Origin of the sequence: Actinomyces urogenitalis DSM 15434, from assembly GCF_000159035.1 — a bacterium.
GTDB lineage: Bacteria > Actinomycetota > Actinomycetes > Actinomycetales > Actinomycetaceae > Actinomyces > Actinomyces urogenitalis.
The window spans coordinates 1,391,912-1,404,001 of sequence record NZ_DS999574.1 but is presented as its reverse complement, the minus strand read 5'-3'; the positions used below and the strand labels follow the sequence as shown (position 1 = coordinate 1,404,001).

Sequence of the window (12,090 nt, the reverse complement as noted above, 5' to 3'; positions counted from 1 at the left end):
CCGGAATTTCACTTTCCACATTTCGTGGACCGCTTCTTTCCGGAAGCGCCCGATGAACTTTAGTGAGTCTTTTTTTTGAAGTCAAACCGGATTCTCGTGATCCCGATCTCTTCAATGACTCTCTTCAGTTCTCGGCTCCCGAAGGCCTCGGAGATCTCTCCGCCGCCGTTCGGGCCGCAGAGAACAATACGCAGCCTTTATCCGGCGGTCAAATGATGAGGCGGTGACCCTGCGCACAGCGCGTGGTCACCGCCTCGTCGTGGCAGCTCTCAGGCCTGGGGCGTCTCCTGACGCGCCACTGCCAGGTTACGGCGGCCCTTACGCACCAGCACTACTCCCCCGGCCAGAAGGTCGTCCTTGGTCACCACGCGGTCCTCATCCTCGACTTTGACGTTATTGAGGTAGGCACCGCCACCGGCGACCGTCTTGCGTGCCGCGCTGCGTCCCTTCTCCAGGCCCGCCGCCACCAGCAGGTCAACGATGGTTGAGCGCCCGACCTCCAGCTGCGCCGTCGGCAGGTCCGCCGTCGCCTGCAGCACCGTGGCCTCATCCAGATCGCTGAGCTCGCCGCGCCCCCACAGCGCCTGGGTGGCAGCCTCGGCGCTCTCCACTGCGGCCGCGCCATGGACCCAGGTGGTGACCTCACGGGCCAGCACCTTCTGGGCCTCGCGGGCCTTGGGGTTGTCCTGGGTCGCCCGCTCCAGGCGCTCGATCTCCTCACGGTCCAGGAAGGTGAAGACCTTGAGGAAGCGCACGACGTCGACGTCGTCGACCCGCAGCCAGAACTGGTAGAAGGCGTAGGGGCTGAGCATCTGCGGGTTGAGCCAGATCGCCCCGCCCTCGGTCTTGCCGAACTTGGTGCCGTCCGCCTTCGTGATGAGCGGGTTGGTCATCACGTGCACGGACTCGCCCTCCACCTTGTGGATGAGGTCCATGCCGCCCACAAGGTTGCCCCACTGGTCGTTACCGCCCACCTCCAGGGTGCACCCGTAGCGGCGGAAGAGCTCCAGGTAGTCATTGGCCTGGAGGATCTGGTAGCTGAACTCCGTGAAGGAGATGCCCTCCTCGCTAGCCAGACGGCGCGCCACGATGTCCTTGGACAGCATTGTCCCCATGCGGAAGTGCTTGCCCAGGTCACGCAGGAAGTCGACCGCGGTCATCTGACCGGTCCAGTCCAGGTTGTTGACGATCCGGGCCGGGTTGTCTCCCTCGAAGTCAAGGAGGTTCTCCAGCTGCGCCTGCAGGCTCCTGGCCCACCCGGCCACGACGTCCTTCGTGTTCAGGCTGCGCTCGCCCTTCGCCCTCGGGTCACCGATGAGACCCGTTGCGCCGCCTACCAGGGCCAGCGGGTGGTGGCCGGCCATTTGGAGGTGCCGCATCACCTTGACGGCAACGAGGTGGCCGTGGTGCAGGCTCGGTGCCGTCGGGTCGAAACCGCAATAGAAGGTGACACTGCCCTCATTGAGCGCTGCTCGCAGCGCGTCGATGTCGGTGTGCTGGGCGATCAGGCCCCGCCACTGCAGCTCATCCAGGATGTCGGTCACGGTCGTGAGCCTTCCAGGTCTTGTTCAAACACGGTCCCGTCCCGGTCCGGGCGCGGGGCTGGGACCCACAGGCCTCAGCCCCGCTAGTCTGCCATGCCCGCCACCTTCCGGCCGCTCACGTCCGTCTCAGGAACGACGGCGAGGCCGCGCCGCCCGGTAGGGCGAGACGCTGGGCTCTGCCTCCAGCCAGAAGCGCCACGGGAAGCGCTGCGCGTCACCGCCCGGCCCACTCACGCCGGTGCGCGGCCCCTGACGCACGAGCGCGGGGTCGACCTGGCCAGGCCCTGGGAGCGCCAGACAGAGTCTGCTGCCCACCGGCCCGATACGAGCGCCGTCGTCCTGCCGTGACAGCCCCAGCGCCTGGGCGAGACGCGCCGGGCCACGTGCGAGGTCACGGTCCTGCCGAGCAGCAACACGCCGGGAGCGAGCCAGCTCCTGTCCCGCCACCACCTCGCCTGCTCGCAGCAGGACCGCCCGCGACAGGCCGGCAGGCCCGCACACAAGGTTGACGCAGTAGTGCATGCCGTAGGTGAAGTAGACGTAGACCGCACCGGCAGCCTCGAACATGGCTGCGTTGCGCGCCGTCTGACCGCGGTAGGCATGGGAGCCGGGGTCTGTCTCACCCCGGTAGGCCTCGACCTCGGTGAGCCTGACCGAGACCTCACCCTCCTGCGAGCAGGAGGTCACCACTGCCCCCAGAAGCAGCGGCGCAACCTCCACACTGTCGCGCTCCAGCAGCCGCAGGACGGGAGCCGGTGTCTCCACGGCCCCGTCAGCCTCGCTCACGTCCTCAGGCCTTCTCGTCGGCCTCCGCCGTCTCCCACTGCCCGGATCCCAGCGGCCCCGAGGGCCCGTCCAGAAGGGATCCTTCCCAGGCGAAGACGCGCAGCTCAGCGCTGTGCTCGATAGCCCGGGCGAGCTGCTCGACCACTCGCACCGGGGCGGTCCCGCCGTGCCCGGACCGCGCCGCCACCGAGCCCTCGGCAGAGAGCACCTGACGCACTGCCGGCGTCAGACACTCGTCGATGCGGGCGAAGTCGTCGTCGGACAGGTCCCACAGCTCGATCCCACGCTTCTCGCACTCGCGCACGCAGGCGCCGGAGATCTCGTGGGCCTGACGGAAGGGCACGCCCTGCTTGACCAACCACTCGGCCACGTCCGTGGCCAGCGAGAATCCCTGGGGAGCCAACTCAGCCATCCGGTCGTAGTGGAGGGTCATCGTCTCCACCATGCCGCTGACTGCCGGCAGCAGGATGGCCAGGGTGTCCACGGCGTCGAAGACAGGCTCCTTGTCCTCCTGGAGATCACGGTCGTAGGCCAGCGGCAGGGCCTTGAGGGTGGCCAGCAGCCCAGTCAGGTCCCCGATGAGGCGGCCAGCCTTGCCTCGGGCGAGCTCGGCCACGTCCGGGTTCTTCTTCTGCGGCATGATCGAGGAGCCGGTGGAGAAGGAGTCGTCCAGGGTGACGAAGCCGAACTCCTTGGTGTTCCAGATGATGATCTCCTCGCTCAGCCGCGAGACGTCCACGGCCGTCATCGCCAGGATGAAGGAGAGCTCGGCGACCACGTCACGAGCCGCCGTGCCGTCGATGGAATTCTCCGCCGAGGAGTCAAAGCCGAGGTCAGCCGCCACCGCATCGGGGTCCATGCCCAGGGTGTTGCCTGCCAGGGCGCCAGAGCCGTAGGGGCTCACCGCTGCGCGCACGTCCCAGTCCTCCAGGCGCTCGACGTCGCGCATGAGCGGCCAGGCGTGGGCCAGCAGCTGGTGGGCCACAAGAACCGGCTGAGCGTGCTGCATGTGAGTGCGCCCCGGCATGATGGCCTCGCCGGCGCGAGACGCCTGGTTGACCAGGGCGTCGACGACGTCGAGCACGAGGCCAGCCACGTGCCGGGCCTGGTCACGCAGGTACATGCGGATGAGGGTGGCGATCTGGTCGTTGCGTGAGCGGCCGGCGCGCAGGCGGCCGCCGAGGTCCTGGCCCGCGCGCTCCATGAGACCGCGCTCCAGGGCGGTGTGGACGTCCTCGTCCTCAGGAGCGGGGGCGAAGGTACCGGCGACGACGTCCTCCTCCAGCTGGTCCAGGGCGGCCAGCATGCCATCGAGCTGGGCCTCGTCCAGGAGCCCGGCGCTCGCCAGCGCACGGGCATGGGCGCGCGACCCGGCGATGTCGTAGCGGGCCAGCCGCCAGTCGAAGTGGGTGGAGACACTCAGCGCTGCCAGGGCCTGGGCCGGCCCGCCGGAGAAGCGCCCGCCCCACAGGCTGATGCCTGCCGGGCTCGTGGAGGATGCGGCCGGTGCCGCGGGACCAGGCGTCGTCTGACTCGTCATAGGCCCATTGTGGGCCATCGGTGCGGCTCAGGGCGACACTGCCCAGCCTCGGCACGCCCGCCGCTCGTTGGCGCGGATCGTCCCCCGTGCCGCCAGTGGCACAATCGCGCCCCGTGACCGACGCGTTCCTTCCGACCGCGCAGTCCTGCCCGACGTTCCGCACGCCGGGCCCGTCCTTGTCCTTCCCTCGCTAGGAGACCCCATGAGCACGCAGACCCACCGGGCCTCTGGTGACCATCACGTCGAGATCTACGACAACCCTGCCGACTCCGTCGGCTCGTGGATGATCGCCATCCTCGTGACCGCGATCCCGGTCGTCGGGTTCATCTACCTCGTCGTCGTGGCATTCGGGGCCACCTCCTCGCCCTCACGCAGGAACTGGGCGCGTGCCACCTTCGCCTGGTACATCATCGGGGCCGTCGTTGCCGTAGTCCTCGGCCTGATCCTGGCGTCCACGGGTCTGCTCGCCGAGGCCCTGCGGTCCTGAGCGTGTGACGACGGCGGTCGGTCGCCTCCAGGTGAAGGTGACCGGCCGCCGTCGTCCTGCAGCCCAGACGGCTCGCGCGAACCGTCTGGGACGGGCCTCAGAAGCCCACGCCGTTGCCCAGGCGCACGTCACGCGCGGCCGCGAGCTTGGACTGCATGCCGTAGATCTCGATGAACCCGCGCGAGGAGGACTGGTCGAAGGTGTCGCCAGTCTCGTAGGTGGCCAGGTTGAAGTCGTACAGGCCGGTGTCGGTCTTGCGGCCGTTGACCACCGCACGGCCCCCGTGCAGCACCATGCGGATGTCTCCGGTGACGTACTTCTGCGTGTCCTCGATGAAGGCGTCCATGGACTTCTTCAGCGGCGAGTACCACTGGGCCTCGTAGACGAGCTCGCCCCAGGCCTGCTCCATCTGCTTCTTGTACCGACGCTGCATGCGCTCCAGGGTCACCGACTCCAGCGCCTGGTGGGCCTCGATCAGGGCGACCGCACCGGGGGCCTCGTAGATCTCACGGGACTTGATGCCAACCAGGCGGTCCTCCACCATGTCGATCCGCCCCACGCCCTGCGCGCCGGCACGGCGGTTGAGCTCCTGGATCGCCTGGAGCGGGGTGACGGGCTGACCGTCAATAGCGGTGGGAATGCCCTGCTCGAAGTGGACGACGACCTCGTCAGGCAGCGGCGGGTAGGTCGGGTCGTCGGTGTAGACGTAGACGTCCTTGGTCGGGGCGTTCCACAGGTCCTCCAGGAACCCGGTCTCGATGGCACGGCCCCACACGTTCTGGTCGATGGAGAAGGGGTTGTGCTTCGTGGTCTCGATCGGCAGGTTGTGCTTCTCGGCGTACTCGATCGCCACGTCACGGGTCAGGGCGAGGTCACGCACCGGGGAGATGCAGTCCATGTCCGGGGCCATCGAGGTGATCGCCACCTCGAAACGGACCTGGTCATTGCCCTTGCCCGTGCACCCGTGGGCAACGGTGGAGGCACCGAACTGGCGAGCCGCCTTGACCAGGTGCTTGGCGATAACCGGACGCGAGATCGCCGAGACCAGCGGGTACTTGCCCTCGTACAGCGCGTTGGCCTTGAGCGCGGGCATGCAGTACTCGTTGGCGAACTCGTCACGGGCGTCAGCCACGTAGGCCTCCACCGCACCGCAGTCCAGGGCACGCTGACGAATGACCTCCAGGTCCTCCCCGCCCTGACCGACGTCGACCGCCACCGTGATGACCTCACGGCCTGTCTGCTCGCCGATCCAGCCGATGGCGACGGAAGTGTCCAGCCCGCCGGAGTAGGCCAGGACCACGCGGTCCTTGGATGCGCTCATATGTGTTTCCTTCATCGTGTTTGGTGCCACAGGAGGGCCCTGGGCACAGGTGGTCGTGGGTGGTGAGAGGTCCTAGGCCCGCGAGGCGGGATCAGCCAGTGAGAGCAGGTGGGTCCCCACCTGGCTGGCGACGTCCTGGCTGCGGGTGACGACCAAGACGGTGTCGTCTCCGGCGATGCACCCCAGGACCCCAGGAAGCATGGCGTCGTCAACGGCGGAGGCCAGCAGCTGCGCGGCCCCGGCCGGCGTGCGCAGCACGAGCTGCTGCCCCGCCCACTCGGCGGTGACCAGCAGGTCAGCGCACCAGCGTGCCAGGCGCGAGGTCGTGTGGTCGGCCAGGGCGCCGTCGGCCGAGGCTGGCGTGAGCCCGCCCTGGACCTGCCCGGGTGCTCCGGCCTCCGGGATGGCGTAGACCTGGGAGCCTCCGGCACTGCGGACCTTGGTGGCCCGCAGCTCAACCAGGTCGCGCGAGAGCGTGGCCTGAGTAGTGCTCACGCCGCGCTCGGCCAGTACCTGGCGCAGCTCGGCCTGGGACCGGATGCGTTCCTTGGCGAGCACCTGGGTGATCAGGGCGTGGCGCGCAGCCTTGGTCTGCGGGGCCGAGGACTGGACGGAGGTATCGGGACTGGACGCGCTCATGCAGCACCTGCCTGGGTCAGACGGCTGGCAAGGATCCGCCCGAGCTGCGCGGTGAAGGCCCCAGCCTGCTCATCGCTCAGGACAAAGGGCGGCGCCAACCGCAGGGTGTGTGGACGAGGGGCGTTGACGATGAACCCAGCCTCAAGGAGCTCAGCCGCCACCTCGCTGGCGGGGCCCACCTCCTCAGCCAGGCCGACACCACGCAGCAGGCCGCGGCCACGTACCTGGGTCACGCCCTCGAGCGCGGACAGCTGCCCCGCCCACTGCTCCCCCAGCTCACGCACCCGCTCCAGCAGACCCTGGGAGCGGATGGTGTCGATAACGGCCAGCGCGGCGGCGCAGGCCACCGGGTTGCCCCCGAAGGTCGTGCCGTGCTGCCCAGGCTGGAGGAGGCTGGCCGCCGCCCCGCTCGCCACGACGGCACCGATCGGAATGCCTCCGCCCAGGCCCTTGGCCAGGGTGACGACGTCAGGCACGACGCCGGGAGCCAGGAGGTGGTGGGCCATCCAGGCGCCGCAGCGCCCCATCCCGGTCTGAACCTCGTCAATGATGAGCAAGGCACCTGCGGCGCGGGTGAGCTCACGCGCCTGGGCGATATAGCCCTCGGGCAGCTCGCGCACCCCTGCCTCGCCCTGGATGGGCTCGATGATGAGCGCAGCGACGTCCGGTCCCATCGCCGCCGCCAGCGCCTGTACGTCGCCGGCAGGGACGAACTCGACCCCACCGGGCAACGGCTCAAAGGGCTCGCGGTAGGCGGCCTTGTGGGTCAGTGCCAGCGCCCCCATGGTGCGGCCGTGGAAGGCCTGCTCCAGCGCCAGCACGCGTGGGCGGGCCGTCCCGCCGTGGCGGCGGGCGATCTTGAAGGCAGCCTCGTTCGCCTCCGTACCCGAGTTCGCCAGGAAGACACGTGTCTCCTGCGGCGCGCAGGAGGGGAAGACGATCCCTGCCAGCTCCTCGGCCAGGCGGATCTGCGCGGGCGAGGTGAAGATGTTGGACACGTGCCCAAGGGTGGACAGCTGCTCGGTGACGGCTGCCACGACGGCTGGGTGGGCGTGCCCCAGGCAGTTGACGGCAATACCTGCCAGCAGGTCGGTGTAGGTCCGGCCGTCGGCGTCCGTGACCTCGGTGCCGGCGCCACGGACGAGCACGCGCTGGGGCGTGCCGAAGGTGTTCATCACCGCACCGGTGTAGCGCTGGGTCCAGTCCTGCTGGCTGCCAGCAACGTGCTGAGCCTGGCTCATAAGGACATCCCTCCCTTGGTCCGTGAGACGGCGGAGTGCTCGGGGTAGACGACGGTGCCCACGCCGTCGTCGGTGACGATCTCCAGCAGCATCGAGTGCGGCTCGCGCCCGTCGACCACGTGTGCCTGGCCCACGCCCCCGCGCACGGCTCGCAGGCAGGCCTCCATCTTGGGGATCATCCCCGACTCCAGCTCGGGCAGGAGCGCCTCCAGGGCGTCGACCCCGATCCGCGAGACCAGCGAGGAGCGGTCCGGCCAGGCGGAGTACAGGCCCTCGACGTCAGTGAGCATGATGAGCTTCTGGGCTCCCAGGGCGATAGCGATGGCCGCCGCCGCGGTATCAGCGTTGACGTTGAGGACGGTGGTCGGGTCGGTGACCAGCGGCGCGACCGAGGAGATGACCGGGATACGTCCCTGGTCAAGCAGCTCAGTCACCGGGCCGGGGTCGACCTCGACGACGTCGCCCACCAGGCCGACGTCCACGCTCTCACCGTCCACGGTGGCCAGGCGCTGGCGCGCCCGCAGCAGGCCGCCGTCCTCCCCGGAGATGCCGACGGCGTCAGAGTCAACCTCGTTGAGCAGGGAGACCAGCTCACGCTGGACCGAGCCGGTGAGCACCATGCGCACCACGTCCATGACCTCAGGGGTGGTCACGCGCAAGCCGCCGCGGAACTCGGACTCAATGCCCAGGCGCTGGAGCATGGCGTTGATCTGGGGACCTCCACCGTGGACGACGACGGGGCGCAGGCCTACCTGGTGCAGGAAGAGGATGTCCTGAGCGAAGGCTCGCTTGAGGGAGTCATCCACCATGGCGTTGCCGCCGTACTTGACGACGATCGTTGCCCCGCGGTAAGCGCGTAGCCAGGGCATGGCCTCCAGCAGGACCGAAGCCTTGTGGGTGGGGGTCAGGGCCTCCAGGGCGCTGACCGGCTCGGTGGATGTGGTGGGGGCCGCAGAGGTGGTCGAGGAAGTCATGTCGTGTAGTCCGCGTTGATGGTGACGTATCCGTGGGTGAGGTCGTTGGTCCACACCGTGGCCTGGGCCTCACCGGCGTGCAGGGCGATGTCGATGCGGGTCTCTCGCGGGGTCATGTCCACCAGTGACCGGTCCTCGCCCAGACCGCCGTGGCGGAAGATCGTCACCCCGTTGATCGTGACGTCGACCTCGTCCGGGTTGAAGGGGCACAGCCGCTCGGGCACGGTGCCCAACTGGGACAGGACGCGGCCCCAGTTGGGGTCCTCGCCGGCGACGGCGCACTTGAGCAGGTTCGAGGCGCTGACCGTGCGTGCCGCCAGCTCAGCCGCCTCCTCGCTCACCGCGCCGGTGACGGTGATGGCGATGTCGTGGGTGGCACCCTCAGCGTCCGCCACGAGGCGCCGGCCGAGCCTACCCAGTACCTCAGCGACGGCCGCGTCCAGCTCGCCCTGACTGGGCGTCACGCCTGAGGCTCCGGAAGCGAGCAGGACGACGGTGTCATTGGTGGACATGCACCCGTCGGAGTTGATCCGGTTGACCGTGCGGGCCGCTGCCTGGGACAGGGCGCGCTGGGCGGCGGCGGTCTCGACGACGGCGTCCGTGGTCAGTACGCACAGCATGGTGGCCATCCCCGGGGCGAGCATGCCCACGCCCTTGATCATGCCGCCGACCGTCCAGGTTGCCTTGCTGCCCTCGTGCGTGAGGGTCAGCGCGTCCTCCTTGGAGACGGTGTCCGTGGTCATGATCGCCGTGGCGGCATCGTGCCCGGCTGCGGGCGTGGCCGCCAGCGCCCGCGCCGCGGCGCCTGCGCCCTCCAGCACACGCTCCATGTCCAGGGGCTCGCCGATGACGCCGGTGGAGCACACCAGCACGTCACAGGCCGTCACGGCCTGGCTGGAGCCCATCTGGGCCGTGGACAGCAGGTGCGCCACCTGGGCCGCGGTGACAGCGGCGTCGTCAGCCCCACGGGTCCCGGTGCAGGCGTTGGCGCTGCCAGAGTTGAGGATGACGGCGCGCGCGTGCCCGTCCGCCACGGCCCGCCGGGACCATGTCACGGGGGCCGCGACCACCCGGTTGGTGGTGAAGACGCCGGCCGCCACGTCCAGCGGGCCGTCATTGACGACCAGGGCGAGGTCCGGCTTGCCGGAGGTCTTGAGCCCGGCGCGTACGCCAGCGGCTCGGAATCCCTTGGCTGCGGTCACGCTCACGGTGCCACTCCTTCCGTCACCACACCGGTGGTCTCGTCCAACCCCAGTGCCAGGTTGAGGGACTGCACGGCGGCGCTCGCCGTGCCCTTGCCGAGGTTGTCGATCGCGCACATCATGACCGCTACCCCAGCACCGCGGTCATAGGCGACCTGGACCGTGGCCAGCCCCGATCCGGCCACGGCGCCGGTGGTCGGCCAGGTGCCCTCAGGCAGCAGGTCGATGAGGGCCTCTCCCTGTCCGGCAGCCCCGTAAGCGTGGGCCCAGGCCGATCGCAGGACCTCGTCCGGGTGCTCGCAGTGGAGGACCGAGTCGGTCACCGGAGCCGTCACGGTCGCCAGGATCCCACGGCTCATCGACACCAGGACCGGGGTGAAGGACAACCGGGTCGATCCCGGCGCCGCCCCGGCGACCTCCAGGTTCTGGACGATCTCAGGGATGTGGCGGTGGGTGCCGCCGACGGCGTAGGGCTGGGCCGAGCCCAGGGCCTCGGCCGCGCTCAGATGCGGCTTGAGGGACTTGCCAGCCCCGGAGTAGCCCACAGCCAGGACGGCGGTGACCTGGGAGGTGTCAATAAGCTCTGCTACCACGCCAGGCTGGGCCGCCAGGGTGACAGCCGTGACGTTGCAGCCAGGAACCGCCACCCGCGAGGTCGAGGCCAGCTCAGCGCGCTGGGCCCTGGCCTGACTCTCGCCGGTGTGCAGAAGCTCGGGCATGCCGTAGGTCCAGGCTCCGGCGTACTCAGTGCCGTAGAAGGCCTGCCAGGCAGCGGCGTCAGTCAGTCGGTGATCCGCGCCGCAGTCGATGAGGAGGGTAGGGCTGCCACGCTCAGCATCGAGAGCCTCGATCTGGGCGGCCAGGCCTCCCGAGGCTCCGTGAGGCAGGGCAAGGAAGACGACGTCGTGCTCAGCCAGCCGCTCGGCCTGTGTGGGCTCGACCACTCGCTGTGCCAGCGAGCGGAGATGGGGGTGGTGCTGCCCCAGGAGCGTGCCGGCCGAGCTTGCGGCCGTCAGGGCACCGATCTCAATATCGGGGTGGGCGGCCAGGAGGCGAAGAACCTCTCCGCCGGCGTATCCCGTCGCACCGGCGACGGATGCTGTCCAGGTCATACAGAAACCATACGCCCGACTGCATACAAATACGAAAGCGACGGGGTGGGACCCCCGTCGCCTTCCTCACACCTGAGCTGGCGTCAGTCTCGGCAGGACTACTCCTGGCCCGACGTCAAGCTGGCCGCGATCGTGCCAGCCCACTGGCGCGCCGCGTCAAAGTCCCGGTAGTCGCCCTCGGCGGCCCCGCCCAGGCGAGCGATGGTCCGCTCACGCAGGGAGAGCTGATTCGGGTCAAAACGCCCAGCGAAGGTCTTGTGGTCCTCCGGGTCAAGAGCCAGCAGCACCGGCCCGATCCTGTGAGGGTCGGAGATAGCACCCTTAGGCAGGCCAGACAGGCCGACGGAGAAGGCCCACACCGGGTGCCCCTCCAGCTCCTCGCGGAAGCGCTTGGTGAAGTCCACGGCCTCAGGCGTCCAGTGGGTCATGTAGACAGCGCTGCCCAGGATGAAGGCGTCATAGCCCGACACGTCCGTGACGTCCTCAGGCTTGGCGACGTCCACCGTGAGGTCAGCCTCGCGCAGACGCTCAGCGATGACCTCGGCCACGCTCTCGGTGGCGCCGTGACGGGAAGAGCAGGTCAGGAGGATCTTCATACCTCCAGTATGGCGGCATCGGCCCGTTCAGGAGGTGTCGAAAAGTCCCAAAGACTGAGCCGTGAGCACTTGCACACCGGCCCGCCGTACCTGGCCAGGCACGGCGGGCCGGTTGGCCTGCGATCAGATTGCTCAGGCGGAACGCAGCTGCGCCCCCAGACGCTTGGCTGCGCGCTTGACCACGCGCTTGCGCACGCTGGCAGTCTCCTCAGCGGTCAGGGTGTGGTCACCACGAAGGCGCAGGGAGAAGGCCAGTGACTTGCGCCCGGCCCCCAGCTGCTCACCGCGGAAGACGTCGAACAGACGCACCTCCTCAGCCAGCTCGCCGGCGGCCTCGCGGATCACCGCCTCGACCTCCCCGGAGGTGACAGCCTCATCGACGACCAGGGCGATGTCCTCCTTGGCAGCCGGGAAGGTGGAGACGGCCTTGACCTGCAGGACGCCAGCGGCCTCGGCGGCCTCCAGCAGCGGCTCCAGGTCGATCTCGACGGCGCAAGCGCGCGCGGGCAGGCCCAGCTCCTTGGCCGTGCGCGGGTGCAGCTCACCAGCGTGGGCCACGACGGCGCCAGGCACGAGCTCCTTGCCCTTGCGGGTCAAGGCCAGACGGATCTGCGCGGTGCGCCCCGGGTGCCAGGGCGCGTAGGGCTG

General features: G+C 69.2%; 12 protein-coding genes. 1 reads left to right on the top strand and 11 read right to left on the bottom strand.

The genetic code is table 11. From position 1 onward, the window contains the following. Positions 1-269 precede the first annotated feature (269 nt). The 3 genes from tyrS to argH all read right to left on the bottom strand — a co-directional run bounded on the left by tyrS (position 270) and on the right by argH (position 3,870). Positions 270-1,544 (bottom strand): tyrosine--tRNA ligase, encoded by a 1,275-nt coding sequence (tyrS, locus tag HMPREF0058_RS05985; protein ID WP_006548833.1) that lies wholly within the window; start codon positions 1,542-1,544, stop codon positions 270-272. A 126-nt stretch (positions 1,545-1,670) separates the two neighbouring features. Next, positions 1,671-2,330 carry a DNA-3-methyladenine glycosylase gene (locus tag HMPREF0058_RS05980; RefSeq protein WP_006548832.1) on the bottom strand — a complete coding sequence of 220 codons (660 nt, stop codon included), beginning with the start codon at positions 2,328-2,330 and terminating at the stop codon, positions 1,671-1,673. 4 nt (positions 2,331-2,334) lie between these two features. Continuing rightward, the gene (argH, locus tag HMPREF0058_RS05975; protein ID WP_006548831.1) at positions 2,335-3,870 is read right to left on the bottom strand and encodes an argininosuccinate lyase; all 1,536 of its coding nucleotides are present in this window, start codon (positions 3,868-3,870) and stop codon (positions 2,335-2,337) included. Between the two features lie 202 nt (positions 3,871-4,072). Here argH and HMPREF0058_RS05970 point away from each other — a divergent pair, with 202 nt between their 5' ends. Then, positions 4,073-4,357, top strand: a complete 285-nt coding sequence (locus HMPREF0058_RS05970) for a hypothetical protein (protein WP_006548830.1) — start codon at positions 4,073-4,075, stop codon at positions 4,355-4,357. A 97-nt stretch (positions 4,358-4,454) separates the two neighbouring features. On the opposite strand, the gene HMPREF0058_RS05965 is transcribed toward HMPREF0058_RS05970, so the two are convergent. From HMPREF0058_RS05965 to HMPREF0058_RS05930, 8 genes are all read right to left on the bottom strand, one after another. Next, complete coding sequence (locus HMPREF0058_RS05965; RefSeq protein WP_006548829.1) at positions 4,455-5,678, bottom strand: argininosuccinate synthase; 1,224 nt, start codon at positions 5,676-5,678, stop codon at positions 4,455-4,457. 72 nt (positions 5,679-5,750) lie between these two features. Further along, entirely contained in the window at positions 5,751-6,317 is a 567-nt protein-coding gene (locus HMPREF0058_RS05960) for an arginine repressor (protein WP_006548828.1), read from the bottom strand. Continuing rightward, complete coding sequence (locus HMPREF0058_RS05955) at positions 6,314-7,558, bottom strand: acetylornithine transaminase (protein ID WP_006548827.1); 1,245 nt, start codon at positions 7,556-7,558, stop codon at positions 6,314-6,316. Before HMPREF0058_RS05955 ends, HMPREF0058_RS05960 begins: the two co-directional genes overlap by 4 nt. Then, a complete protein-coding gene (gene argB / locus HMPREF0058_RS05950; protein WP_180950851.1) occupies positions 7,555-8,427 on the bottom strand; it encodes an acetylglutamate kinase in 873 nt (290 codons plus the stop codon). Before argB ends, HMPREF0058_RS05955 begins: the two co-directional genes overlap by 4 nt. A 101-nt stretch (positions 8,428-8,528) precedes the next feature. Beyond that, a complete protein-coding gene (gene argJ / locus HMPREF0058_RS05945) occupies positions 8,529-9,740 on the bottom strand; it encodes a bifunctional glutamate N-acetyltransferase/amino-acid acetyltransferase ArgJ (protein ID WP_006548825.1) in 1,212 nt (403 codons plus the stop codon). Then, positions 9,737-10,846 (bottom strand): N-acetyl-gamma-glutamyl-phosphate reductase, encoded by a 1,110-nt coding sequence (gene argC, locus HMPREF0058_RS05940; protein ID WP_006548824.1) that lies wholly within the window; start codon positions 10,844-10,846, stop codon positions 9,737-9,739. The genes argJ and argC overlap by 4 nt, the downstream gene beginning before the upstream one ends. Positions 10,847-10,944: 98 nt before the next feature. Continuing rightward, positions 10,945-11,442: a flavodoxin domain-containing protein gene (locus tag HMPREF0058_RS05935; RefSeq protein ID WP_006548823.1), complete on the bottom strand. Its 498-nt coding sequence runs from the start codon at positions 11,440-11,442 to the stop codon at positions 10,945-10,947. A 132-nt stretch (positions 11,443-11,574) separates the two neighbouring features. Further along, on the bottom strand, positions 11,575-12,090 hold a 516-nt coding region (locus HMPREF0058_RS05930), incomplete at its 5' end, for a phenylalanine--tRNA ligase subunit beta-related protein (protein WP_006548822.1).